The sequence below is a fragment of the Candidatus Burkholderia verschuerenii genome, from assembly GCF_001189365.1.
GTDB classification, from domain to species: Bacteria; Pseudomonadota; Gammaproteobacteria; order Burkholderiales; family Burkholderiaceae; genus Caballeronia; species Caballeronia verschuerenii.
Genome location: NZ_LFJJ01000026.1, coordinates 1 through 25,842 on the forward strand (window position 1 = coordinate 1; position 25,842 = coordinate 25,842).

The window sequence follows — 25,842 nt, forward strand, 5'->3', positions numbered from 1 at the left end:
CGCTGCTGCATAGCGGCCGCGCGGCGTTCGGCGCTGCGGGCTACGCCCTTCGCGCCGCACGTCGCACAGAAGGATCAACTGAAACCACCGGCATCCGATTTCTGCACAACTTGACGCACACAACTTCATGATAGGGCGACCCGAACGCAAACGAGTAACCCAGCACGTTACCTCCTGATTGATAGGCTGACCCCAAGAAAGCGTTTCAGTCGGATCGCCGGGGAACGGGTCTAGAATCGTGCTGTTCCCGTTACGCGTATCAAGGCGGAATCCTCGCGCCGCGTTGAATAAACCCGGTCCTTCGATCCCCTCGATCGTTCCATTGTTATTGATGCATCTGCAATTGCCGACGAAGGAAAAGGAAGGATTGACGATGCTCGCGCCAAAGTTGATCGGCGTCGCCTTGCCATTGCGATACAGCACATAGGTCGTATTCCCGGCAGCATCCGACGACGCGACCAACGCTGTGTCGTTGTCGTTGAGCGCGATGACGCTCGCCGATATCTCGCCGGGCTGCGGGGGCACGACATCCGTCCGACCGCCGCGGAATAAGGCGGCGCGAAAGAAGAAATTGACCGGATCCACGAGAATGCTGCCGCCGATCGTGCCATTCGAATTAACCGGCCCGCCGAAACTGCCCGGAACGGTAGGCAGCACGTTTAACTGCCAGTCTTTGACGTAAGCGAGTTCGGTAAGACTGCACGTCGCGTCGCATAACGTGCCGTAGACACGGCCGCTATTCTGAATGCCGCTCGGGAAAAACTGCGTGTATCCGCTCGGCAGCGGAATCTGGTCGAGCGAGACGTAACGATAGCGAATGTCATCGGCATAGGCTCCGGCAACCCAGAAGCCAAAGACGATGGCCAACATCAATCGCAATATATAATTAGTAATACGTAGTGTGCTATGCCGGGCTATGGATAGGCAGACCATCATATCCTCCAGAATGCGTTCGCACTGCGAGCTACGACGGATCAATGCGCGAGAGGCACGGGCGGTTGAGCAGAAACTATTTGTGATTAACTACATACCGTGACTGAACAAGCCAACGCGCACGAAAGCAAATTCTTGGTTCGAAGATAGGCAACCACTTTAATAAATGCAAGGTACCCTAATTTAATGATAGTGAAGGAAGGTGTTAAGAAACTCTGGCGCTTTAGCGCTTCTTCTCCGATCTCATCACCAACAAAAACGGCACGACACATAAAGCCAGTATCATCAACAGCCGAAAATTATCCACATATCCGATCATGGAAGCCTGCCTGGTCACCTCGGCATTAAGCGAGGCAATCCCCGCCGCGCTCTCGATATTCCACGCGTTCCCGCCCTGTAAAACAGGATTAAAAACACTCACGTGCTCCACCAGCGAAGAATGCGCAATCTGCGTATTGCGCGTCAATTCCGCCTGCACGAACGAGATCCCGATACTGCTGCCGATATTCCGGCTCAAGCTATAAATCGACGTGCCATCGCCACGCATTGCGGGATCGAGCGTCGAGAAGGTCGCGGTCGTCAGCGGCACCGATATCAGGCCGAGGCCGAGCCCTTGCAAAAAGCCCGTCCACATCACGACGCCTTCGCTCATCTCGAACGTATAGCCCGACATCTGCCATAACGAAAACGCCGATATCCCGAACCCCGCCGCAATCAGCACGCGCGATTGAAAGCGCTTGAGCAGTTGTCCCGCAAACATCATCGCGAGCATGGAGCCGGCGCCGCTCGGCGCGGTGGCGAGTCCCGCGGCGACGACCGAATAGCCCATCAGGTTCTGCAGAAACGGCGGCAGCAAGGCGCGCGTTGCATATAACACCGCGCCCATCACGAAGTAAAAGCAGTAGCCCGTCACGAAGGATTGAAGAACGACACGGTCTCGACCGTCAGCGTATGCGCCAGAAAAAACGCGAACGCGATGATTGCCGTCAGCAGTTTGATCCATATCTCGATGGATCCGAACCAGTCCTGCACTTCGCCGCGATCGAGAAACAACTGCAATGACGCGATCGCGATGCTCAAGGTGCCGAAGCCGAATACGTCGAGCCTGCGCGCGATCGGCTTCGTCTCGCGCATGAACGCATAGATGCCGGCGAACGCGATCGCGCCGATCGGCACGTTCACGTAGAAGACCCAGCGCCAGTCGTGGGCGTCGGTGAGCCATCCGCCGAGCGCGGGGCCGAGGATCGGGCCGACGGTCACGCCCATGCCCCATACGGCCATCGCCTGCGCATGTTTTTCGGGCGGATTGATGTCGAGCATCGTCGCCTGCGACAAAGGCACGAGCGCCGCGCCGAACAGGCCTTGCAGCAAGCGCGCGCCGACCATCTCGACGAGCGAGGTCGACAGCGCGCAGGCGATCGACGTGATCGTGAAGCCCGCCACCGACACCAGAAACACCTGCCTGCGCCCGAAGCGTCCCGCCAGCCATCCGGTCAGCGGCGTGCCGATCGCCGCCGCGACGATATACGACGTCAGTACCCACGTGATCTGGTCCTGCGTCGCGGACAGGCTGCCCTCCATATGCGGCAGCGCGACGTTGGCGATGGTGCTGTCGAGCACCTGCATGATGTGATGGTCGCGAGCATCACCGACGCAGTCACGAACGCGCGGACGCGAGGCGGCGGATAAAGCGAAGCGGTGTCGTCGGTCGCGGACATGCCGTGCGCGGTCTCCTGTTCGGATAGCGTCCGTACTCAGCGGACACTGAATAAACCCGATTTTCGCGCCGGATGCCGCTGCGTGCAAAGCTTCGTTGAATCGCAACTAACTGTTTTTAATTCGCAAGGCCGCGTTCGCTTCGCCATCGACCACGAGCCAACAACAAAGCGCAGCGAATCGATCTCGCCGCGCAAACTTCAAAACATCACCGATACGCGCACGTAAAACTCGCCGCATCGTTCGCATTGCCGCCGACGAACTTCGGCCACGAAGGATAACGGCACAGCGGCCGCGTGCGTCCGAGCGTCACCGTGTTGAGGTCGCTCATCTGCAAGGTTTCGGGCGCGGTGCCGGATTTGACCCATCGGTCGAGCGCGGACAACGAGTCGATCGCCGGATGAAACGGTCCCGTGCCGTGTCGGACGCCGGGCATCAGATAGAAGCGGACGAAGCGGTCCACCTTGCCGCGTCCGAAGCGATCGACGAGACCGTTGTAGTCGTCCGTGCTCGAATCCGTGCTGACGATTTCATCGGCGAGCCCGTGCGTCATGATGATCTTGCCGCCCTTGGCCCGGAACGCGCTGATGTCCGTGTTGGTCGCATCGCTCAGGGCCGAGACGGTCTGCACGCGCGACTGATACGCGCCGGGGTGAGTCGGATCGAAGTTGAGCGAGTCGAAGGTCGGCACTCGCGTGACGAGGTACTTCACCCATTGATCGCCCGTCACCCACTGATTCGCGTCATGCTTGTTGGCCGGATTCGAAGGCGTCTTCGATTCGCCGAAGTCGCGCGTCGTGTACGGGCCCGCGAACACCGAGCCCGCGAGGATGTTGTAGCCCGCATAGCGTCGCACGCCGTTGGCGAGCGGATAGCGCAGCAGCAGCGGCGACGCGATGGTCACCACGGTCGCGAGTTGCGGATCGGAGAGACAGGTATCGCCCGCATCCGAGCCGCCCGGACAACGCACCGACGCGAGCACCTTGAGCGCATACAGCTTGCACGCATCGATGTTCGAGATGATGCCGTCGGCTACGCCGTCGAGCGTGTCGCATTCCTTCATTACGGCGTTCTGCAGGAGCTCGGTCTTGGCAACGTCGAGCCAGTCCGCGCCGTTGCGCAAGTAGAGCGCGCGCCCGAGCACGATGTTCGACAAACGCAGTCCCGTGTAGTTGAGCGCCGGCCGGTTCACGACAATGCCATCGTAATCCGCGGGCCAGCGCTGGATTTCGGTGAGGCCGTCGCGCCCGCCCGTCGAACTGCCGAAGAAGTAGCTTTTCGCGGGCATCTGCGCATAGCGCTTCTTGATCAGCAGCATCGCGACGTCATGCGTTTTCTTGAGGCTCAGGCCGCCGTAGTTGGCGAGCGCTTCGTCGTTGGCCGCGAACGATCCGTCCGTGATGCTCGAACTCTGATGGCCCGAATCGTCGCCGAAGGTGGCGTAGCCGGATGCGAGCGGCGTCGGCGTGCCGGTAGGGCGCCATGTCGAGCGCGGCGACGCCGGTGATCAGCGTGCCGTCGAATCCGCCGCCGCCGTAGTGCAGCGACTTGTGGTTCCAGTTGGTCGGCAGATTCACCTGGAAGTTGATGACCGGCGCAGTCGGATTGACCGGCGCGATGGTGCCGTTCACCTGACAGTACTCGCCACTGGTTTCGACGAGCGTTGCGGTCGCGATCTTCGCGCCGTTGCTGGGCGCGCCGATCGATGTCGCCGGAATCGCCATGCCGGCGAGCGCCGCGCATTGCTGCGATGCCGTTTGAGTCGGCGATTGCGATTGCGCCTGCGCATTCGCCACGGCGGCAGGCGAGCCGCCGCCGCATCCGGCGAGCGTGATCGAAACCGCCGCGCATAGCGTGCCGAGGGCGAGCGTGCGCCCCAACGTTTTGCTGGTCATCGTCGTCTCCTGAATCGACGCGGATCGAATTGCCCGCGTCTGGTGCAAAGGCTTGTGGCTTACTCGCTCGCGCCGCCCGCATCGGCGGCGACGGATCGCACGAGGCGCGCATCGTCGCCGAACAGCACGCGCACGCCCGCGTCCGATACGAACATCGCCTCGCCGCTGTGTCCCGCGCGCCGGGCACTTCATGGCAGCGATGCTTCAATCGCGGATGCCGCGCCAGCAGATAGGCGAAATACGCCCGCCCGCGCGCCAGCCGATGCGGACCCTGCGCATTCGCCGCGCACGTGCGATCCAGCGCCGGATGCAGCGGATCGCAATCGCGCTCGCCGAGCAGATAGGTCACGTCGCTGCGCGCGTAATGCGCTTCGAAATCGCGCGCGTCGGCATCAGTGCGTGCGTAGCGCGGCAGGCGGTTGAGGCCGTATTTCCAGTCGTCGACGTCATCGCATGGAAGCGCGGTCGGGTAAGGGCGCGACGCATCGAAATACACATACGACGACGGATTCGCGATCACATGACGCAGCGTCGCCTTGCCGCCCGACGATCGCATAGCGATGCGCCACCTGCGCGCCGCCCGAATGTCCCGCGATCACGATTTCGCGCAGCGCGGGATAGCGCGCGTAATGCTCGATCAAACTGTCAAGGACATCGAACGAACTCAGTGCGCTAGGACCGCGCGCGTCGAGTCCGCCCATCCACGATGTCCATTCCCAATGCAGCATGTCGGCGGCCAATGGGTGATGCTCGACATCGGCGGTCGCGAGAAATTGCGGCACCACGAGCAACGTCGATTCGCCCGACACCGATGACGCTTCCAGCGCGCGCTCGGCGGTGCGCAGATACGCATCGGCATCGCGCAGACGTCCGTGTAGCATGATGACGACGCGCTCGATCTTTGCTCGATCCGACGCGCCGCCGAAAAACACCGGCACGCAGCCCGTGCCGCGCGGCGTCGCGACGGAAAAGCGCGCAGCGCCGACCACGCGCACCGGCGCTTCGTTGCGCGGGCGCGCTTCGTTCACAGGCATCGTCATGAATGCGCGCCATCCTTCGGCCAGAGATTCGGCTCGCGGCACAGCCGCCGTCCCGATGCGCTCAGCCCGACCAGCAGCAGCGACACGACGCCCGCGAACATCAGATACCACGCGGGCACCATCCGCGATCCGGACACGCCGATCAGCGTCGATACGGTCAGCGGCGCGAGCCCGCCGAACAGCGTCACCGCGATGTTGTACGAGAGCGCGACGCCCATCGAACGCGTCGCGGTGGGGAACAGTTGCGTCAGCATGCCGGGATGCGCGCCCGACATCAGGCTCAGCACGACGGTGGCGATCATCTGCGCGGCGAACACGCGCTCGGGCGTGGGCGCGGCGAGCACCCACGAAAACAGCGGCCACGCCGCGCAGATCCACACGATGGTGATCGGAAAGAACAGCCGGTACGCGCCGAAGCGATCCGCAAGCTTGCCCGCCAGCGGATAGCCGACGATGCTGATCAACCCAGAAATCGCCGTGCCGAACAGTGCGTTCTTCAGCGGCAGATGCAACTGCCGTTCGACGAACAGCGGCATATACGAATGCCACAGATAATTCGTCGCCGTCATCACGCCCATCGCGCACAAGGCCGCATCGCCGCGCTCGCGTAAAAACGTGCGCAAGGATTGACGCGGCGCGTGCGCGAGTTGCTGACGCAACTGCACGAATTCCGGCGATTCCGAGACCTTGTGGCGAATATAAAACCCGACCGGGCCGACCAGCGCGCCGAGCAGAAACGGCACGCGCCAGCCCCACGACGCGAGTGCTTCGCCGGAGAGATTCGTCGTCAGCAGATAGCCGCAGGACGACGACAGCAGTAGCGCGACCGCTTGCGAGGTCATCTTAAAACTGCCGAAGAACATCTTGCGTCCCGGCGGCGCGTATTCGGTGAGCATCGCGGCGGCGGTCGCGAATTCGCCGCCGACCGACAAGTCTTGCAGCACGCGCGCGAACAGCACCAGCAAGGGCGCGGCGATGCCGATGCTCGCGTAACCGGGCGTGAGACCCATCAGCAGCGTGCTCGCCGCCATCAGCAGGATCAGCAGCGACAGCGTCTTGTGCCGTCCGTGCCGGTCCGCCCACGCGCCGATCGCGATGCCGCCCAGCGGCCGCACGACGAAACCGATCGCGAAGGTCGCGAGTGTCAGCGTGATCGACAGAAAGTTGTTGCCGACCGGGAAGAACACATGCGCGATGGTTTTCGCGAAGTAGCCGTAGATCAGAAAGTCGAACCACTCGAGCCCGTTGCCGATGACCGACGCCAGCACGGCGCGCCGCACTTGCGAGTTCGACAGCGGCGGGGCGGCGGCGAGCGGCGCGCCCGTGTTCAGCACGGTTTGCATACGTCTCCTGTCATTTTTCATCGTGTGAACCCAGCTTAAGAAGCGTTCCGCCAAATGTAAAATACATATCGGATGACCTTGCCATATGCATCGGATATACCAGGGACGAAGACGATGGAATTGCGCCATTTACGTTACTTCCTCGCCGTGGCGGAAGAGCGGCAATTCACGCGCGCGGCGGCGCGCCTGCATATGCAGCCGCCGCCGTTGTCGCAGCAGATTCAGGAACTGGAGCAGGAATTGGGCTTCGCGCTGTTTCTGCGTCAGCCGCGCGGCGTGGAACTGACCGCGCCCGGCGAGGCGTTCGCCGAGCACGCGCGCGCGGCCTTGCGCACGCTCGAGCAGGGCGTCACGCATGCGCGGCGCGTGTCGCAGGGGCAGGTCGGGCGCGTGCGGATCGCGCTGACGAGTTCGGCGGCGTTTCATCCACTCGCGACCACGGCGATCCGCGCGTTTCGCGAGACGCATCCGGGCATTTCGATCGAACTGAGCGAGATCAACGCGGCCGAGATCATCGAGATGATGTCGAACGGGCAGATCGACGTGGCGATTCTGCGCAAGCCGATCGAAACGCCCGCCGATCTGCGCTTCGAACTGCTGGCGCAGGAGCGCATGCGGCTGGTGTTGCCGCTCGGCCACGCGCTGATCGGCGCGCGCGCCGTGTCGCTGGATGCGCTGGCGGGCGAGCCGTTCATCTTCGTGCGGCGGCCGGGCGCGCCGGGCATGTACGCGGATTTCATCCGCGCGTGCGAGGCGCGGGGCTTCACGCCGCGCGTGGTCGACGAAGTGCCGCGCATGGTGACCGCGATCAATCTCGTCGCCGCGGGCGGCGGCGTGACGCTGGTGCCGGCGTCGATGCAGCGATATCGCCAGGAAAGCGTGCGTTATTGCCGCGTCGCGGGCGACGACGCGTTTCGCGCGCCGCTGCATCTGGTCACGCGGCCGGAAACGCAGAGTCCGGCGGCGGCGCGTTTCAGGGAGATGGTGCTGAAGTTCGGGCGTGAATCGGCGTAAGCGCAGCGTGCGACCTTATTGCGCCTGCACATACGAACCGACTTCGCCATCGAGCGGACGCGACGCGAACACGCAGTCCAGCTTCGCGCGCGTGCAGACATCGAGCGCGCCGTCCTGCGACGACTTCCTCACCAGCCGCGACGCGCTTGAACCCGTGTACCAGCCGAGCGGCGCGGTGCGCGCGCGTTCGATCTGATCGCAGCGCGGATCGTTGATATGGCGGATATCGTGGATGCGCTCAAGATTGAGCTGGATCGGCTTCAGGCATTGCTGGATCGTCAGGCCTTCGCATTCCGGCACCCACTGCGCGAGACGCTTGACGGCATCCTCGGCACGGGCGGCGCGGGTCTGGAACAGCGCCAGCAGCGAAGTCGGCACCGACGATTCCGCCTGACGTGCCGCCTGCTCGCAGCGTGACACCGGCCGCGCGGGATCGTCGGCGGAAGTCTTGTCCTCGACGCCCAGTTCCGGCGGATTGCCGTTGATATCGAGCAGCACGATGTCCTTGCCGAACTCACGGCGCGCGGCCGTCAGCACTTGCAGCGACAGCGTCTGCGCGCCCGAGTTGTCGGCGTAACCGCCGTCGACCAGACGATGCCGCTTGCCGAGCTCGGTGTAATCGCCCGCGGGCGTCACGATCGGAAAGCGCGCGCTGTGCAACACCGCTTCGCCGACGCTCATGTAGATCGGCTGAGCCGGGCTGCATTCCTCGAAGCTGGAATAGCGCGTCGGCTGCGCGCAGGTCGCGGTGGCCTGCGCGCCGATGCCGTTCGAAAACCACTCGTTGTTGCCGCTGTCGGCATCGGTCGTGTTGAAGAAGACATGCGGCGCGGGCGCGATGCCGCCGGTCAGATCGGCGAGCGGCAGCGCCAGGGGATGCAGCCGGTTCCGCTCGTCGGCGCGGCGCGCCGGATGCGATTCGTCGAAGGCTTCGGCGAGCGCGTCGTCCCAGCTTTCGAGCATCGCCTGTCCGCGCGTCGCGGAGGCGCGCGGCGTCAGCGGCGTGCGCAGAAACACGTCCCGGCCGAGGAAAGTCGCGATCACCGGCGACAGATGATCCTGCACCAGCGCCTGCGTCACCACGTCCGTGAGCGGCGTTTGTTTCGCCGGATCGCAATGCGTCCACGCGCCTTGCGCGACCATCCGCTGGCGCGCGACCAGATACACGGCGATGCCCAGACTGCCGCCCGACACGCCGCTCATCGCGTGAAGATGCGTGCCGAATGTGCCGCACGAGGCGTCGTCGGCGAGCGCGAGCGTCTGCGCCGTGTAGATCGCGGCGCGCAACCCGCCGCCGTAGGCGTTGACGAGAATGTGCGGACCGGGCGGCGGCGCGTCCGTCTGCAACGAGACCGTTTGCGCGAGCGTGCCGGTTGCCGCGTTGGCATAACGCGGAATCGCGCGGGCGGCGGTCCGACTCGCGTCGTCGTCGAAATGCTCGACGTCGAGCGGCTCGTGCGCCAGATACTGCAACACTATGACGACGCCGATCGCGATCGCCGACGTGAACCCCGGCACCGCGCGCGACACGCGACGCAGGAACAGTTGACTGCCGCTGACGAACACGATCGCCGCCGCCAGAAACAGCATGATGGTGCCGAGCGAGCCGATGCTGCGCACATGTTTGGCCGACAGCGCGCCGAGCACGATCAGCCCGAGCGCGCCCAGCGCGATGAACGCCATCACCTGCGCGAACACTTCCTCGAATTTCACGGCGTGATGCGATTCGAACAGATCGTAGGTGTACGGCCGCCGGCGCAGACGTTCGAAGCGCTGCGTTTTGCCTCGCATTCCGCACACGCGGCGAATCCGGCTCAGCCGCAGCATCCGGTAGACGCGCCGCGTCACGCGGCGGCGCAGTACGAGCACCATCAGCATCAGCGCGGGCAGCAGCGCGCAGACGATATCGACGATCCGCACCGCGTCGACCGATGCGATCGCCTGCGGATTGATGCGCGTGGCCAGCAGCATCGACGAGATCGCGAAGCCGACGATCCCGGCGATCGCCAGCTTCGGCGACCACGCACTCAGCGGCGGCTTGTGGATCATCCAGTCGAGCGCGCCGATGGTGGCGACGAGCGGCGTCGCGACGATCGCGGCGACCAGCGCGAGCGCCACCGGCCGGCTCATCGTCGAGACGATCAGCGGCGCGTAGATCAGCGCGCCCATCGCGGCGGCGAGCGCGGCAGCCACTTGATCGCCTTGACGACGCGCATTTCCGTGGCGAGTCCGGAAGGTGTCCGATGCTTGCCGGGCCTGCGCATATGCGGCCCGAGGTTGAGGATTTCCCACGCCAGCGGCATGCCGAGCCACGCCTCGACGGTGCAGAGCAGGCACGCGCTGTACCAGATCGCGACGGCGAGCAGGATCGACCAGATCACATACCACGTCAGCGGATAAATATTGACGGCGGCAAGCGCGCTGCCGGGCGCGAGGCCTTCGGGATTCGGCTCGATCAGGCCGAGCAATACTTCGCTGCTTTGCGGCACGCCGTAGAACAACACGGCCAGCACGATCAGGCAGACGGTCGGGATCAGCGCGCGCCGCAGCGTGAGGAACAGCCACGGCATGGCGGGCGCGACGCCATCGGCGAGCAGTTCGGTGCAGCGGTCGAGCCAGCGGTTTCCGGGCGGCGGACGGCGGTCGGGCATGGTCGGTTCCTCGTGGCGAGCGTTCTCGGCTGCGCTATGGCTATTGTGTCGGCGATGTCGCTTCGGCATGCCAAGCGACATGAGTCAATGAACGGCTCCGTCCCAAAGTATTAATCCAATCCGCCGGAGGACGAAGCGTTTTTGGCGGCGCGGAACGCCAGTTTGTCGAAAGAAAACGACCCGCGTGAGTCAGCCGTCAGCGTTGCTTCGCTTCCAGAAAACTCTGCGCCAATTGCTTCCACAGATGATCCGCCGCCGGCGAGAGCCTGCGCCCGACGCGCGTCATCATCTGGCTCGCGAAGCCGGTTGCGATCGGATGATCGATCGGCACCGCCACCAGTTCGCCGAGATCGATGCCGCGCCGTGATCGACGACATGAACGACACGCCGAGCCCCGCCGCCGCCAGTGTCTGCGCCGTGTTGAACAGGTCGACGCGATACGCCGGAATCACGTTGAGCCGCACGTCGTCGAGCAGCGATTGCACGAAATGCTGCACGCCGAAGGCTTCGGTCATGAAGATAAGCCGCTCGCCGGCGAGTTCGTGCGGCGGCACTTTCGTCATCGACGCGAAGCGATGCGTCGGCGCGACCACCGCGCACAACGGCCGCGTTGCGAACGGATGGATGCGCATTGCGGGATCGTCGGCGGAGCGCGCGCACAGGCCGATATCGACGGTGTCGTCGCGCACCATCGCCAGCACGGCGGGCGTCGGGCCGGAGCGGATCTCGACGAGAATGTCGGGGTACGTCATCGAAAAGCGCTGCAACGCGCGCGCAATCAGATTTCCGATGAAGCCCTCGCCGACGCCCAGCGCCACGCGTCCGCGCCGCAAGTGGCGGTATTCCTCCAGCCGCGCCGCGAGGTCGCGCTGGCGGCGCTGATTGTCGCGATAGTGGTTGATCATCACCTGGCCGATTTCCGTCACGACGACATTGCGCCCGCGCCGCTCGATCAGCGGAAAGCGCAGCCGCCGCTCCATCGCCGCGACTTGACGGCTGATCACCGACGGATTGACGCCGAGCGTTTCGGCCGCCATCCGCCCGCCGCCCGCCGCCGCGATTTCGGCGAGATAACGCAGCGAACGGTCGCCGATATCGTCCGTCAGATCGTGTTTGTCATCCATTTCGCGCGCACCAATTGTTGCCCTGAAAGCAACATTTTGGATGCGTTTCCGTCATGGGTCGAGTTTTTCGTCGGTGCAATACTCGCGTCATTCATCGCGTCATTCACACACCGATAAAACAGGAGGAGCCCCGCTTTATGACCGACCACCGCTACTGCGAAATCGCCGATCTGGCCGACGCCAAAAACCAGCTCGACGAGATCCGTCATCACATCCACCAGCATCCGGAACTGTCGTATGAAGAGGTGAACACGTCGGAATTCGTCGCCGGAAAGCTCGCCGAATGGGGCTACGAGGTGACGCGCAACGTCGGCGGACACGGACTCGTCGCGTCGCTGAAGGCCGGGACGAGCGCTCGCTCGGTCGGCGTGCGCGCCGACATGGACGCGCTGCCGATCCGCGAACTGACGGGCCTTGCCTACGCGTCCGTCCACGACGGCAAGATGCACGCGTGCGGCCACGACGGTCACACCACGGTCCTGCTCGGCGCGGCGCGGCAACTCGCGAAGACGCGCAATTTCGACGGCACCGTGCATCTGATCTTCCAGCCCGCCGAAGAAGCCGGCTCCGACAGCGGCGCGCAACGCATGATCGCCGATGGCCTGTTCGAGCGCTTCCCGTGCCAGGCGATTTTCGGGCTGCACAATCATCCGGGCGTGCCGACCGGCACCTTCGGTTTCCGCGCCGGCCCGCTGATGGCAGCGTGCGATACGGTCAAGGTGCGTATCGTCGGGCGCGGCGGACATGCGGCGCGTCCGCATCTGACGGTCGATCCGGTCGTGGTCGGCAGCAGCATCGTGATGGCGCTGCAATCGGTCGTGTCGCGCAATGTCGATCCGAACGAGGCGGCGGTCGTCACCGTCGGCGCGTTCCGTTCGGGGCACGCGGCGAATGTCATCCCCGAAGACGCGACGCTGGAAATGAGCGTGCGCTCGTTCTCGTCGAAGGTCCGCGAGACGCTCGAACAGCGCATCCGCGCGTTGATCGCGTCGCAGGCGGACGCGTATGGCGCGACTGCGGAGATCGAGTTTATCCGCGGCTATCCGGTGCTGATCAACAGTGAGGCCGAGACCGAATTCGCGCGCAAGGTGGCCGAGGAACTGGTCGGCGCCGAGCATGTGATCGCGCCGTTTCCGCCGATCGCGGGCAGCGAGGACTTCGCCTACTACCTGCAGAAAGTGCCCGGCTGCTTCGTGCGGCTCGGCAACGGCGAAGGACGTCCGATGCTGCACAACGCGCGCTACGACTTCAACGACGACAATCTGACCATCGGCGCGGCGTTCTGGACGCGTATCGTCGAACGCTTCCTCGCCAAGGATCGCGCATGAACGCCACGACTCAATCGATGCCGTCGCGCGGCGCGTCCGAAGCCGAGCAGATGACGCCCGCGCAGCAGCGCAAGATCGTGCTCGCGGCGGTCATCGGCAATCTGCTCGAGTTCTTCGACTTCACCGTCTACAGCTATTTCGCGCTGACCATCGGCAAGCAGTTTTTCCCGTCGGGCGATCCGGTCACGTCGTCGCTGCTGGCGTTCGCCGTGTTCGCCGTGGGCTTCGTGATGCGTCCGCTGGGCGGCATCGTGCTCGGACGCTACGCGGATCGCGCCGGACGCAAGCCCGCGCTCACGCTCACCATCCTGTTGATGGCGATCGGCTCGGCATCGATCGGACTTGCGCCGACGTATGCGCAGATCGGGCTGGCCGCGCCGCTGCTGATCGTCGTCGCGCGGCTGGTGCAGGGCTTCGCGCAGGGTGGCAAATTCGGTGCCGCGACCGCGACGCTGCTGGAAATGGGCGGCACGGCGAGCCGCGGTTTTCGCGCGAGCTGGCAACTGGCGAGTCAGGGCGCGGCGGCGCTGCTCGGTTCGGGTCTCGCGGCGAGTCTCGGCTTCCTGCTGTCCGACGACACGATGCATAGCTGGGGCTGGCGCATTCCGTTTCTGATGGGCACGCTGATCGCGCCGGTCGGCATCTATCTGCGTCGTCATATCCGCGAAGAACCGCCCGCGCAGAAAGCCGTCGCCACTCGCGACGATCCGAAGCGCGGCCTCTACGTGCGCAACTGGTTTCTCACGATCTTCTCGATCATGGGCATGTCGGTGTCGACGTACGTGATGATGTATTACATGCCGACCTACTGCATCCAGTACCTGCATCTGCCGCTGAAGATGTCGATGCTCGCGGGCGTGGCATCGAGCGTGATCTCGCTCGTGATGTGCCCGATCTACGGCGCGATGTCCGATCGCATGGGACGTCGCAAGCCGCTGACGATCATCGGCCGGGTCGCGCTGATCGTGCTGCTGTATCCGGCGTTCTGGGTGATGACGCATTTTCCGTCGCTGCCCGTCGTGCTCGCCGCGCTGATCGTGCTGATGCTCTGCTACACGATGGGCTCCGCGCCCGCCTATGCACTGATGCCCGAGAACTTCCCGAAGCATTTGCGCGCGGGCTATATGTCGAGCGCGTATGCGATCGCGGTGTCGGCGTTCGGCGGCACGGCGCAACTGGTCGCGGGCTGGCTGATCCGCGCGACCGGCAACAAGATGGCGCCGGCGTGGTACATGATCGGCTGCGTGTTGATCTCGCTTATTGCCGTTTCGATGTTCGAGGAGACGGGTGGGAAGGCGCTGGATTAGGGCTGCGGCGTGATCCACTGCATCGAACGAGACCCGGCGCGCGCCGGGTTTTTTCATGATGTCGCTCACCTGCTGCTTTGCACAATTTTTGATCTACCACGACCATCGGGCTTACCCGAATGCAAAAAAGTATCAGAGCGTAGTCTCATTTCGTGTAGTGAAAAATTGCGCGCACGGCTATCTTTCGGTCACAGCATCAGCAAAACGATGACGAACCGCGCGGTGCGCTGGCATTTTCATCCCGATTTCATCCCGAGTACGAGATTCATCTCATCACGGCGACGACGGGCAAATACTTCGTCGGCGATTACATCGGCGATTTCGAAGCCGGCAATCTGGTGATGACCGGACCGAATCTGCCGCATAACTGGGTCAGCAACGTCCCGCACGGCGAGCAGGTGGCCGAGCGCTGTCTGGTCGTGCAGTTCGATACCGATTTCGTCGTCCGCGCCATCGAAGCGTTTCCCGAGTTCGGGCGCATCGCGCATCTGCTCGAAGCATCGAGTTGGGGCGTGCTGTTCCGCCCGGAGACGGGCGCGGCCGTCGCGCCGATCATGCGCGATATGCTGGGCGCGCAGGGCTTGCGGCGCATCGCGTTGTTCGTCGCGCTGTTCGATGTGCTGCTGCACGGCGCGGAACCCGTCAAGCTCGCGAGCGCCGCGTATCGGGCCGATCCCGCGCGTTACGCGGAGACGCGCATCAATCATGTGCTGTCGTACATCGGCAAGAATCTTTCGCAAGAGTTGCGCGAAGCGGATCTGGCGGGTCTCGCCGGTCAGAGCGTCAGCGCGTTTTCACGCTATTTCCGCCGCCATACCGGCGTGCCGTTCGTGCAATACGTCAACCGGCTGCGGGTGAATCTCGCCTGTCAGTTGCTGATGTCGGGCGAATTGAGCATCACCGATATCTGCTATCAGGTCGGCTTCAACAATCTGTCGAATTTCAACCGGCAGTTTCTGGCGCTGAAGGGCATGTCGCCGTCGCGATGGCGCGGCTATCAGCAACTCAACGCCGACAGCGCGGCCGAATCGACCGATTTGCTGCCGACCGAAGCGCCCGCTTAGCCTCATCACGTTTCGTTCGAAGCTCCGACGCGATGCGCGCCTATGCATCGCGGAGGACGCCTTTTAGCCTTTTTTCAGCACGAGGCGGCCTGTGAGCCGCCAATCAAGAAGACAGGAGACAGTCGATGAAAACGCTTTCCAAACGAATCCTCGCCGCCAGCATCATCAGCTTAGGCATCCTGACAGAATGCGCGATGGCCGCACCTTCCGGCACTGTCGCGTTCCTCATGCCCGATCAGGCATCGACGCGCTACGAGCAGCACGACTTTCCCGGCTTCAAGGCGGAAATGTCCAAGCTGTGTCCGGATTGCAAGGTGCTCTATCAGAACGCGAATGCCGATGTCGCGACCCAGCAGCAGCAATTCAACTCCGTGATCGCGCAGGGCGCGAAGGTCATCGTACTCGATCCGGTGGATTCGACGGCGGCGGCATCGCTGGTGCGCATGGCGCAGAGTCAGGGCGTCAAGGTGATCGCCTACGATCGCCCAGTGCCGACCGCTCCCGCCGATTACTACGTCTCCTTCGATAACGAAGGCATCGGCCGGGCGATCGCGCAGTCGCTCGTGCAGCATCTGAAGGCATCGGGCGTGGCGACGAGCAAGGGCGGCGTGCTCGAAGTCAACGGCTCGCCGACGGACGCGGCCGCCGGCCTCATCAAAAAGGGCATCCATTCCGGTCTGGAAGGCAGCGGCTACAAGACGCTCGCCGAATACGACACGTCCGACTGGGCGCCGCCCAAGGCGCAGCAATGGGTGAGCGGGCAGATCACGCGCTTCGGCTCGCAGATCGTCGGTGTCGTCGCGGCGAACGACGGCACGGCGGGCGGCACGGTCGCGGCGTTCAAGGCGGCGGGCGTCAATCCGGTGCCGCCCGTCACGGGCAACGACGCGACCATCGCCGGTCTGCAGCTGATCATCGCGGGCGACGAATACAACACGATTCTCAAGCCCAGCGAGACCGTCGCGGCAGCCGCCGCGAAAGTGGCGGTCGGCTTCCTCAACGGTCAGACGCCGAAGGGCGAAACCACGCTCTTCAACACGCCGACGCAACTCTTCAAGCCCGCCGTGATCACGGCGCAAAACCTGAAGGCGGATGTCGTCGACAAGGGTTTCGCCAGCGCCAAGACGCTGTGCACCGATCGTTACGCGGATGGCTGCAAGAAGCTCGGCATCGGCCAGTAATCACGATTTTTCGAGAGGTGAGCTCCATGACTGACGACTCCACAAAACGGTCCGGTCCCGGCAAGCTGGTGCTGAGCCTGCGCGGCGTGTCGAAGCATTTCGGCGCGGTCTCGGCGCTGACGGATATCGAGCTCGATGTCCACGCCGGCGAAGTGGTCGCGCTGGTGGGCGACAACGGCGCGGGCAAGTCGACGCTGATCAAGGTGCTGGCGGGCGTGCATCAGCCGAGCGCCGGCACGATCACCTTCGACGGAAAGGAGGTGACGCTGGCCAATCCGGCGGCGGCGCTCGATCTCGGCATCGCCACGGTGTTTCAGGATCTGGCGTTGTGCGAGAACCTCGATGTCGTCGCCAACATTTTCCTCGGCCGCGAAATGACGCCGATGCGTCTCGACGAAGTGTCGATGGAAATGCGCGCGTGGACGCTGCTCAACGAACTGTCCGCGCGCATTCCCGATGTGCGCGACGTGGTCGCGTCGCTGTCGGGCGGACAGCGGCAGACGGTGGCGATCGCGCGTTCGCTGCTGCTCGATCCGAAGCTGATCATGCTCGACGAACCGACCGCCGCGCTCGGCGTCGCGCAGACGGCCGAAGTGCTCAACCTGATCGAACGCGTTCGCGATCGCGGGCACGCGGTCATCATCATCAGCCACAACATGGAAGACGTGCGCGCCGTCGCCGACCGCATCGTCGTGCTTCGACTCGGGCGCAACAACGGCGTGTTCTATCCCGATTCGTCGAATCAGGAACTGGTCGCCGCGATCACCGGCGAGACCGAAAACGCCGTGTCGCGGCGCGCCGATCGCCGCGCCGCCCAAACGAATGCCTAGCTGGAGGAATCATGATGAGTAACGAAATGCAGGGCAAACCTCAAGGGAGCGCGCCATCGCCGACGCTGCTCGACAGAAGCGACGTGCGCGTCAAGCATGCGAGCGGCGTCGGCGGCGCGCTGTCGGCGTTCAGGGATCGCGTGAAGTCGGGCGATCTCGGTTCGCTGCCGGTCGTGGTCGGCCTCGTCATCATCTGGACGGCGTTCACGAGTCTGAATCCGGTGTTTCTGTCGGCGAACAACCTCGTGAATCTGCTGTTCGACTGCTCGACCATCGGCGTGATTTCGCTGGGCATCGTCTGCGTGCTGATGGTCGGCCAGATCGATCTGTCGGTCGGTTCGATGAGCGGCTTCGCCTCCGCGCTGGTCGGCATGTTGTGGGTGAACGAAGGCTGGCCGGTGTGGCTGGTGATCGTCGCGGCCATCGCGGTCGGCGCGTTGTACGCGCTGCTGCTGAACCGGCTCGGCATGCCGAGCTTCATCGCGACGCTGTCGGGTCTGCTGGCGATTCTCGGTCTGCAATTCTACGTGCTCGGATCGAGCGGCTCGATCAACCTGCCGTACAACTCGGCGATGGTCGATCTCGGTCAGCTGATCGTGCTGCCGGCCGCCGTATCGTATGGCATCGCGCTGTTGCCCGGCGTGCTAATGCTGCTGTTCGGCATGCGCACGCGCGAACGCCGGCGCGCGTCGAATCTCTCCGCGCCGTCGATCGGCAGTCTTGTCGTGCGCTGCGTCGTGATGACGATGCTGCTGGAAGCCGTCGTCGCGTATCTGAATCACGGGCGCGGCGTGCCGCTGCTGTTCGCGCTGTTCCTCGGCCTCGCGGTCTTCATGGACTACTTGCTGCGCCGCACGCAATGGGGCCGTTCGATGCACGCGGTCGGCGGCAATCACGAAGCGGCACGGCGCGCGGGTATCAACGTGCGCGGCATCTATACGAGCGCGTTCGTGCTGTGCTCGGGGCTGGCCGCGCTCGGCGGCGTGCTGACGGCGGCGCGGCTCGCGTCGGCCAGCCAGCAGGCCGGCACGGGCGATGTGAACCTGAACGCCATCGCGGCGGCAGTGATCGGCGGCACCAGCCTGTTCGGCGGACGCGGAAGCGCATACTCGGCGGTGCTCGGCATTATCGTGATTCAATCGATCGCCAGCGGCCTGACGTTGCTGAACCTGTCGTCGTCGCTGCGGTTCATGATTACCGGCGCGGTGCTCGCGATCGCGGTCATCGTCGATTCGCTCGCCCGGCAATCGCGCGTATCGCATGGGCGTGCGTGACAACTATCGAGGAGAACGGACGTATGACTGAGACAGTGAAAGGCAAGGTCGCGGCGATCACCGGCGCGGCGTCGGGAATCGGCCTCGAGTGCGCGCGCACGCTGATCGCCGAAGGCGCGAAGGTCGTGCTGATCGATCGCGCCAAGGAGCGGCTGGAAAGCTTGTGCGCGGAACTGGGTCCGGACGCGCTGCCGCTGGTCGTCGATCTGCTGAATCCATCCGATGTATCGACGATGCTGCCGCGCATTCTCGATGCCGCGGGCGGGCTCGACATCTTCCACGCGAACGCGGGCGCCTATGTGGGCGGCGACATCACAGAAGGCGATCCCGACGCGTGGGACCGGATGCTGAACCTGAACATCAACGCGGCGTTTCGGTCGGTGCATGCGGTGCTGCCGCATATGGTCGCGCAAAAGTCGGGCGATATCGTCTTCACGAGTTCGATCGCGGGCGTCGTGCCGGTGGTCTGGGAGCCGATCTATACGGCATCGAAATTCGCCGTGCAAGCCTTTGCGCACACGACGCGCCGGCAACTCGCGAAGCACGGCGTGCGGGTGGGATCGGTGTTGCCCGGCCCGGTCGTGACGGCGCTGCTCGACGACTGGCCGAAAGCGAAAATGGACGAAGCGCTGGCATCCGGCAGCCTGATGCAGCCTAAGGAAGTTGCCGATGCGGTACTGTTCATGCTGACGCGTCCCCGGAACGTGACCATTCGCGATCTGGTGATCCTTCCGAACAACGTCGATCTTTGAACGTCAGCCATTCAGCCATGAACACGGAAACCATGACCTTCGTCGTCGGCGTCGATGTCGGGACCGGCAGCGCGCGCGCCGGTGTCTTCGATCTCGACGGCCGGATGCTCGCCACGGCCAAACACGACATCACGCTTTTCAGGGAGAAGGGTTCGATCGTCGAGCAATCGAGCACGGAAATCTGGCGCGCCGTGTGTCGGGCGGTGAAGGAAGCCGTCGCGCACGCCGATGTTTCGCCCGCGCGGATCGCCGGCATCAGCTTCGATGCGACCTGTTCGCTCGTCGTGCTCGGCGCAAACGGCGCGCCGCTGGCGGTCGGGCCGTCGGAGCAGGCCGAGCGCGATATCGTCGTGTGGATGGATCATCGCGCGGTGGAGCAGGCCGAGCGCATCAACGCGGCCGGTCACGATGTACTGAAGTATGTCGGCGGCAAGATTTCGCCGGAAATGGAAACGCCAAAGCTGCTCTGGCTGCGCGAAAACCGGCCCGCGATCTTCGATGCCGCGTGGCAGTTCTTCGATCTCACCGATTTTCTGACCTGGCGCGCAACCGGCGATCTGTCGCGATCTACCTGCACGGTGACCTGCAAGTGGACCTATCTCGCGCATGAGAAACGTTGGGACGAAAGCTACTTTCGCAGCATCGGACTTGGCGTGCTGGCGGATGAAGGTTTCGCGCGCATCGGGCAGACGGTGGTCGAGCCGGGCACGGCGCTCGGCCGCGGCCTGACGGCGAACGCCGCCGCCGAACTCGGTTTGCGCGAAGGCACGCCGGTCGGCGCGGGCGTGATCGACGCGCACGCGGGCGGCATCGGCACGGTCGGCGCGGAAGGCGAGCCGGATGCGAATCTTGCCTACGTCTTCGGCACCTCGTCCTGCACGATGACCACGACGCGCGAACCCGTGTTCGTGCCCGGCGTCTGGGGCCCGTATTTTTCGGCGATGGTCCCGAACGCGTGGCTCAACGAAGGCGGTCAGTCGTTCGCGGGCGCGGCCATCGAACGCCTGCTCGCGATGCACCCGGCCCGCCCGATGCGCAACGTCGCGCGGACGAGGCGCATCAGTCGCTGCCCGCGATGCTGGCCGATCTCGCCACGCGCGCGTCGGACAGTCTGTCCAACGTGGCGAAGCTCGCGGACGGCCTGCATATCGTGCCCGAGTTTCTCGGCAATCGCGCGCCGTTCGCCGATCCGCACGCGCGCGCGGTTATCGCGGGATTGGGCATGGAAACGGACCTCGACAGTCTCGTCGCGCTTTATATCGCGGGCATTTGCAGCATCGGCTACGGCTTGCGTCAGATCATCGAAACGCAGGCGCGCGCCGGTGCGCCGATCGAGAACATCATGATCAGCGGCGGCGCGGGTCGGCAGGATCTCGTGCGGCAGCTTATCGCCGATGCGACGTCCAAACGCGTGCTCGCCGCCGAAGCCGACGAACCGGTCCTGCTCGGCGCGGCGATTCTCGGCGCGGTCGCGGGCGGCGCGTGCAAAAACGTCGAATCGGCGATGAAGTCGATGTCGCGCGTCAGCCGGGTTTATGAGCCGGGCGCGGACGTCGTCGCGTTGCACGAAACGCGGTATCGCGCGTTCGAGCGGCTGCAGGAAATCTCGAAAGCGATTCGCGCGCCTACGCCGTGATCTCGATGCGCGTGCCGTCCGGCGTCGCGATCACGGCTTCGTAAAAGCCGTCGCCGGTCGTGCGCGGCGGCGAGACGAGCAGGCTGTCGGCGGCGCAGCGCGCGGCGAGTGCGTCGACCGCCGTCGCGCTGCCGAGCGAGATGGCGAGATGATCCCAACCCACGCATTCATCGGCCGATGCATGCGCGATCCACGGCCCCGTCATCAGTTCGATGGAGGTCCGCTCTCCCGGCAAGCGGACGAAGCGCGACGCGAAGCCGGGCCGCCGCTCGCTGCGATAGATCGCGCCGACATCGGCCTGGAAGTATCGACGCCAGAACTGCGCGGCGGCGTCGAGATCGCGCGTCCAGAGCGCAATGTGGGCGATATTCATGCGCGCCGATTCGTCACGAGATGCGCGCAAGCCGGCACCAGGCACATCAGCGCGGTCAGGATGAAAAACGCGGTCGGCAGACCCGTTGCCTTCGCGACGAAACCGACGATCGCCGGTCCGGCGAGATTGCCGGCGTAACCGGTCGTCGTCATGGCCGCGACCGCCGCCGTCGATGGCATCGCGGTTTGCGATCCGGCGCGTCTGAACAACACCGGCACCACGTTCGATGCGCCGAGCCCGATCAGCACGAAGCCGCTCATCGCGAGCGCGGCGTTCGACGCAATCAGCAGCACCGGCAGTCCCGCGACGGCGATCACGCCGCCCCAGAACATCATCGCGCGATCGCCGATGCGCAAGGTCAGCGCATCGCCGCCGAAGCGGCCGGCCGTCATCGCGATCGAAAACGCCATATAGCCGATGCCGCCCTGCGCCGGCGAAACCAGCCCCGCGCCGGTGATAAGCAGCGCGCTCCAGTCGAGCAGCGCGCCTTCGACCAGAAACGCAATCGCGGCGAGCGCGCAGATCAGGAGCACGATGCCGCGCGGAAGCGCGAACAACGGCGCATCGCTTGCATGCGCGGAGACGATGAAACCCGGCCGCACCACTGCGATGGCGACGAGCATCAACAACGCGCAAGGCAACGTGCTGACGACCGTTCCGATGTGCGACGACAGCAGGAAGGTCATCATCGTCGAGCCGAGGAAGCCGCCGACGCTGAACAGCGCGTGAAAGCCCGACATCAGCGGACGGCCTTCCGCGCGCTCGACATCGACCGCGTGAATGTTCATCGCGACGTCGAGCGAGCCGAGGCACGCGCCGAATAGCGTCAGGGCGATGCCTAGCTCTGGCGCGGTATCGACGATGGCGAGCGTCGGCAGAACCACGGCGAGCCCCGCGCCGCCCGCGACGATGACCGGCTTGCTGCCGTATCGCGCGGTGAGTGCGCCGGTGAGGACCATCGCGATGACGGAGCCCACGCCGATGCACAGCAGCAACAATCCCAGCACGCCATCGTCGACGCCGAGCCGCTGCTTGGCGAAGGGCACCAGCGGCGCCCAGCACGCGATGCCGAATCCCGCGACGAGAAACGCGAGACGCGTCGAGAAACGGGCCGCAGGAAGCCGATCAGGAAGCCGGTTCATGACACATTCGTCAGGATGACTGACGTTCCGAGTCTGGACAAAGCCGCGCGCGTCTCGGGCGCGATGTTGTGTTCGACCACCACCGTTTCGATCTCGCCGATGGCCGCGACCTTATATGGCGCGCGCGCATCGAACTTCTCCGTGAGCGCGAGCACGACGCTGTGTTCGCTCGCGGCGAGCACGGCGCGCTTGAACGCCGCATCGCCGATATGGAACGCGCTGATGCCGCGCTCGGGCGATATCGCGCAGGAGCCGATGAAGCATCGGTCGAAATTCAGGCGCGCGACGCTTTGCACCGCGTTCGCATCGACGCTGCCGCCCACGGCCGCATCGACCGCGCCGCCGATCATGATCAGTTCGAGATCGGCGCGGCGCAACACGGCGGCCGCGATATCGACCGAATTGGTCGCGACGGTGAGATGCGCGTCTTCGGGCAGCAGATCGACCAGCGCGAGATTCGTGCTGCCGCTATCCAGAAACAGCAATTCGCCCGGACGGATCAGCGCGACGGCCGCGCGCGCCAGAGCCGTTTTTTGTTCGCTCGATGTATCGATCCGGCTTGCCATCGGCGTGGACGCGGGCGTGATCGGCAGCGCGCCGCCGTACACGCGGCGGCAACGGCCTTCGGCGGCCAGCGCGCGAAGGTCGCGACGAATCGCGTCCTCCGAAATATCGAATTCGGCGGCCAGCGCCGTGGCGACGACCGGCTGGCCGCGCGCGAGGCGTTCGGCGATTTCGTCGCGCCGGGAGAGAGGGATGTCGTTGTTCATGCCGCATGCTAACGTGCATCAACAAGAATGTAAACGTGTACAAACGTGCATTTGGCGTTGCGGCTGGCGAATTGCTCTGACACATTGCGTCAAAAAATGTGGATAATAATGATTATCATTTGCCTCGCTGTCCGATCGAATCAGTCGTCGATGAAGTCCATCCCCTTGCTGTCCCGCATCGCCGCCGCGATGTTCGACGGTTACGCGCTCGCCGCGCTGACCAGCGTTGCCACGCTCGCCATGCCGATGGCCAAACCGCAAGCCGTGCTCACCGACATGCTGCTGAGCTTTCTCGTGTACGCAGGCGCGGTGATCTGGGTGTTCGCGATGCGCAGCGCGACGCGCGCATGGATCGGCCTCGCGGTCGTCGCCGTGCCTTTGCTGCTCGCGGCGTGGAGCGTGTGGTCGTGAGGAAATCCGGCGATATCAAACCGCGCGGCATCCGACAGACCATGTCCGATCTGCATACGTGGGTCGGGCTGCTCGCCGGCTGGATTCTCTACGCGATGTTCCTTACCGGCACCGTCAGCTACTTCAAGGACGAAACCTCGCAGTGGATGCGCCCCGAAATGCCGCATCTGGCGACCACGCCCGATGCCGCGCAAGTCGCGCAACGCGTCGCCGACACGCTCGGCGGCATCGCGGCGGGCAGCACGCAATGGAGCTTCGATCTGCCGTCGGCACGCACGAGCATCGTCGGTGCGTTCTGGCGCACGCCGAAGGGCGCGGCCGACAAACGCGCGTTCCAGGAAGGCTGGTTCGATCCGCTGACGGGCGCGCGCACGGCTTCGCGCGATACGCTCGGCGGCGAGTTCTTCTATCGCTTCCACTTCCAGTTCTATTACATGCCGCCGCTGTGGGGCCGCTGGATCGCGGGCTTCTGCGCGATGTTCATGCTGATCGCGATCGTCAGCGGCGTGATCACGCACAAGAAGATCTTCGTCGACTTCTTCACCTTCCGTTGGGGCAAGGGTCAGCGTTCATGGCTCGACGCGCATAACGCGCTGTCCGTGTTCGGCCTGCCGTTCCACGCGATGATCACCTACACCTGTCTCGTCACCTTGATGGCGATGTACATGCCCTTCGGTCAGCAAACCGCGTTCAAGACGCCCGCGGAACGCCGCGCGATGACCGAGCAACTGAGCGCCTTTATCCAGCCAGGCAAGCCGAGCGGACAGCCCGCGCCGCTCGCGCCCGTTGATGCGATGGTGCGCGAAGCGCAGGCGCGCTGGGGTCGCGACCATGTCGGACGCGTGACCATCACGCTTCCGGGCGATGCCGCCGCGCGCGTGGCCGTCTCGCGCGGCGAAGCGGAACGCGTATCGATGAGCCCGCAATACATGCTGTTCGATGGAGTGTCGGGCAAGCTGATCGACGTGAAGGATCATGTGGGCGGCGCGGCGGAAACGCGCGGCGTGCTGTACGCGCTGCATCTGGGCCGCTTCAGCGATCTGCAATTGCGCTGGCTGTATTTTCTCGTCAGTCTCGGCGGCACCGCGATGGTCGGCAGCGGGCTGGTCATGTGGACCGTCAAGCGTCGGCAGAAGCTGCCCGATCCCGCGCGGCCGTACTTCGGCTTCCGCCTGGTCGAGCGTTTGAATATCGCCAGCATCGCGGGATTGTCGGTGGCGATGACGGCGTATTTGTGGGCGAATCGTCTGCTGCCGTCCGCGCTCGCGCATCGCGCCGATGCCGAAGTCAACGCGTTCTTTACCGTCTGGGCCGCGACCTTGTTGTACACGATCGCGCGGCCCGCGAAGCGCGCGTGGATCGAATTGCTGTGGCTCGCGGCGGCGCTGCTCGCGCTCACGCCCGTGCTCAACGCGTTCACGACGCAACGGCCGATCTGGCGCAGCATCGCGCAGGGCGATTGGGTCTATGTCGGCTTCGAAGCGATGCTGTGGGCGTTCGCCGCGCTGCACGCGATGCTGGCGTTGCGCGTGATGCGTCATCGTCCGCGCGTGAAGGCGCGTGCTTCGTCGGTCGCGGCGCATGAGCGCGAGCGTGAACGCGAAGAGGAGAGCGCATGACGCACTTTCTCACGCTGGTGTTTTGCGTGGTGGCGTTCGCGTCGCTGGCGGCGTCGATGGAGCGGCATCAGCAGGCGCTGCTCGGGCATGCATTGCCGCCGGGACAATCGCGCGGCTTTCGCATCGCCGGATGGTGCGCGCTGGTGCTCGCGCTGCGCTTTATCGTCGATGACGACGGCTGGGCGCTCGGCCTCGTGCGCTATAGCGGATGCACGAGTCTGGCCGCCGGTCTCGTGTTCGGCGCGCTAATCGTCTACGAGCGATCGCGCTTCGCGAAGCAACGCTGACAGCGTTTCGATCTCTGGCGTGACGCCTGTAGAATGGCCCGCAAAAAGTCAGGTCATCGAAGGCAATGAAGCACGCGACATTGGTAGACGACATCCGTCGGCGGATCGGCGCATTCGCGACAACGCCGCTGCGTGAGGCCGCGCATTCGCTG

Annotated in this window: 20 protein-coding genes and 3 pseudogenes; 12 read left to right on the forward strand and 11 right to left on the reverse strand. The window is 64.5% G+C overall.

Features of this window, described 5'->3' with window-relative positions:
- The 5 genes and pseudogenes from BVER_RS07690 to BVER_RS07710 form a co-directional block, all read right to left on the reverse strand.
- Nucleotides 1–870 (reverse strand): hypothetical protein (locus BVER_RS07690; RefSeq protein WP_157055961.1); only part of this gene is annotated, 870 nt, incomplete at its 3' end.
- 286 nt (nucleotides 871–1,156) lie between these two features.
- Nucleotides 1,157–2,651 (reverse strand): annotated as a pseudogene (locus BVER_RS07695) (DHA2 family efflux MFS transporter permease subunit).
- Nucleotides 2,652–2,857: 206 nt separating this feature from the next.
- Nucleotides 2,858–4,544 (reverse strand): annotated as a pseudogene (locus BVER_RS07700) (tannase/feruloyl esterase family alpha/beta hydrolase).
- A gap of 446 nt (nucleotides 4,545–4,990) precedes the next feature.
- Nucleotides 4,991–5,584 carry a hypothetical protein gene (locus BVER_RS35510; RefSeq protein ID WP_332309076.1) on the reverse strand — a complete coding sequence of 198 codons (594 nt, stop codon included), beginning with the start codon at nucleotides 5,582–5,584 and terminating at the stop codon, nucleotides 4,991–4,993.
- Nucleotides 5,581–6,927: an MFS transporter gene (locus BVER_RS07710; protein WP_050452793.1), complete on the reverse strand. Its 1,347-nt coding sequence runs from the start codon at nucleotides 6,925–6,927 to the stop codon at nucleotides 5,581–5,583. Before BVER_RS07710 ends, BVER_RS35510 begins: the two co-directional genes overlap by 4 nt.
- A gap of 114 nt (nucleotides 6,928–7,041) precedes the next feature.
- On the opposite strand from BVER_RS07710, the gene BVER_RS07715 reads away from it, so the two are divergent.
- Nucleotides 7,042–7,941, forward strand: coding sequence for a LysR family transcriptional regulator (locus BVER_RS07715; protein ID WP_050452794.1), 900 nt, complete (start codon nucleotides 7,042–7,044; stop codon nucleotides 7,939–7,941).
- Between the two features lie 15 nt (nucleotides 7,942–7,956).
- Here the strand turns inward: BVER_RS07715 and BVER_RS07720 are convergent, their stop codons facing one another.
- From BVER_RS07720 to BVER_RS07730, 3 genes are all read right to left on the reverse strand, one after another.
- Nucleotides 7,957–10,134 carry a hypothetical protein gene (locus BVER_RS07720; protein ID WP_050452795.1) on the reverse strand — a complete coding sequence of 726 codons (2,178 nt, stop codon included), beginning with the start codon at nucleotides 10,132–10,134 and terminating at the stop codon, nucleotides 7,957–7,959.
- Nucleotides 10,098–10,592, reverse strand: a complete 495-nt coding sequence (locus BVER_RS07725; protein ID WP_050452796.1) for a hypothetical protein — start codon at nucleotides 10,590–10,592, stop codon at nucleotides 10,098–10,100. The genes BVER_RS07720 and BVER_RS07725 overlap by 37 nt, the downstream gene beginning before the upstream one ends.
- Before the next feature lie 110 nt (nucleotides 10,593–10,702).
- Complete coding sequence (locus BVER_RS07730; protein WP_232316437.1) at nucleotides 10,703–11,716, reverse strand: LysR family transcriptional regulator; 1,014 nt, start codon at nucleotides 11,714–11,716, stop codon at nucleotides 10,703–10,705.
- A gap of 137 nt (nucleotides 11,717–11,853) precedes the next feature.
- Between BVER_RS07730 and BVER_RS07735 the strand changes: the two genes are divergently transcribed.
- The 8 genes and pseudogenes from BVER_RS07735 to BVER_RS07770 all read left to right on the forward strand — a co-directional run bounded on the left by BVER_RS07735 (nucleotide 11,854) and on the right by BVER_RS07770 (nucleotide 21,088).
- Entirely contained in the window at nucleotides 11,854–13,044 is a 1,191-nt protein-coding gene (locus BVER_RS07735; protein ID WP_050452797.1) for a M20 aminoacylase family protein, read from the forward strand.
- Nucleotides 13,041–14,351, forward strand: coding sequence for an MFS transporter (locus BVER_RS07740; protein WP_050452798.1), 1,311 nt, complete (start codon nucleotides 13,041–13,043; stop codon nucleotides 14,349–14,351). Before BVER_RS07735 ends, BVER_RS07740 begins: the two co-directional genes overlap by 4 nt.
- A 341-nt stretch (nucleotides 14,352–14,692) precedes the next feature.
- Complete coding sequence (locus tag BVER_RS07745; protein WP_370444207.1) at nucleotides 14,693–15,415, forward strand: helix-turn-helix domain-containing protein; 723 nt, start codon at nucleotides 14,693–14,695, stop codon at nucleotides 15,413–15,415.
- A gap of 125 nt (nucleotides 15,416–15,540) precedes the next feature.
- Entirely contained in the window at nucleotides 15,541–16,596 is a 1,056-nt protein-coding gene (locus BVER_RS07750; protein ID WP_050452799.1) for an ABC transporter substrate-binding protein, read from the forward strand.
- A 26-nt stretch (nucleotides 16,597–16,622) separates the two neighbouring features.
- The gene (locus BVER_RS07755) at nucleotides 16,623–17,426 is read left to right on the forward strand and encodes an ATP-binding cassette domain-containing protein (protein ID WP_050452800.1); all 804 of its coding nucleotides are present in this window, start codon (nucleotides 16,623–16,625) and stop codon (nucleotides 17,424–17,426) included.
- Between the two features lie 14 nt (nucleotides 17,427–17,440).
- Nucleotides 17,441–18,700, forward strand: coding sequence for a sugar ABC transporter permease (locus BVER_RS07760; protein ID WP_157055962.1), 1,260 nt, complete (start codon nucleotides 17,441–17,443; stop codon nucleotides 18,698–18,700).
- 23 nt (nucleotides 18,701–18,723) lie between these two features.
- Nucleotides 18,724–19,452 carry an SDR family oxidoreductase gene (locus tag BVER_RS07765; RefSeq protein ID WP_050452801.1) on the forward strand — a complete coding sequence of 243 codons (729 nt, stop codon included), beginning with the start codon at nucleotides 18,724–18,726 and terminating at the stop codon, nucleotides 19,450–19,452.
- A 17-nt stretch (nucleotides 19,453–19,469) separates the two neighbouring features.
- A pseudogene (locus BVER_RS07770) lies at nucleotides 19,470–21,088 on the forward strand (FGGY-family carbohydrate kinase).
- On the opposite strand, the gene BVER_RS07775 reads toward BVER_RS07770, so the two are convergent.
- Genes BVER_RS07775 through BVER_RS07785 form a run of 3 tightly spaced genes read right to left on the reverse strand, consistent with a single transcriptional unit; the run spans nucleotide 21,078 to nucleotide 23,373 of the window.
- A complete protein-coding gene (locus BVER_RS07775) occupies nucleotides 21,078–21,461 on the reverse strand; it encodes a VOC family protein (RefSeq protein ID WP_050452802.1) in 384 nt (127 codons plus the stop codon). The pseudogene BVER_RS07770 and the gene BVER_RS07775 overlap by 11 nt on opposite strands.
- Nucleotides 21,458–22,603, reverse strand: a complete 1,146-nt coding sequence (locus BVER_RS07780; RefSeq protein ID WP_050452803.1) for an MFS transporter — start codon at nucleotides 22,601–22,603, stop codon at nucleotides 21,458–21,460. The genes BVER_RS07775 and BVER_RS07780 overlap by 4 nt, the downstream gene beginning before the upstream one ends.
- Nucleotides 22,600–23,373 (reverse strand): DeoR/GlpR family DNA-binding transcription regulator, encoded by a 774-nt coding sequence (locus BVER_RS07785; RefSeq protein WP_050452804.1) that lies wholly within the window; start codon nucleotides 23,371–23,373, stop codon nucleotides 22,600–22,602. Before BVER_RS07785 ends, BVER_RS07780 begins: the two co-directional genes overlap by 4 nt.
- A 150-nt stretch (nucleotides 23,374–23,523) precedes the next feature.
- On the opposite strand from BVER_RS07785, the gene BVER_RS07790 reads away from it, so the two are divergent.
- Genes BVER_RS07790 through BVER_RS07800 form a run of 3 tightly spaced genes read left to right on the forward strand, consistent with a single transcriptional unit; the run spans nucleotide 23,524 to nucleotide 25,690 of the window.
- Nucleotides 23,524–23,784 carry a DUF3649 domain-containing protein gene (locus BVER_RS07790; protein ID WP_050452805.1) on the forward strand — a complete coding sequence of 87 codons (261 nt, stop codon included), beginning with the start codon at nucleotides 23,524–23,526 and terminating at the stop codon, nucleotides 23,782–23,784.
- A gap of 41 nt (nucleotides 23,785–23,825) precedes the next feature.
- The gene (locus BVER_RS07795) at nucleotides 23,826–25,403 is read left to right on the forward strand and encodes a PepSY-associated TM helix domain-containing protein (RefSeq protein WP_050452817.1); all 1,578 of its coding nucleotides are present in this window, start codon (nucleotides 23,826–23,828) and stop codon (nucleotides 25,401–25,403) included.
- On the forward strand, nucleotides 25,400–25,690 hold the full coding sequence (locus BVER_RS07800; protein WP_050452806.1) for a DUF3325 domain-containing protein: 291 nt from the start codon (nucleotides 25,400–25,402) through the stop codon (nucleotides 25,688–25,690). The genes BVER_RS07795 and BVER_RS07800 overlap by 4 nt, the downstream gene beginning before the upstream one ends.
- Nucleotides 25,691–25,842 lie beyond the last annotated feature (152 nt).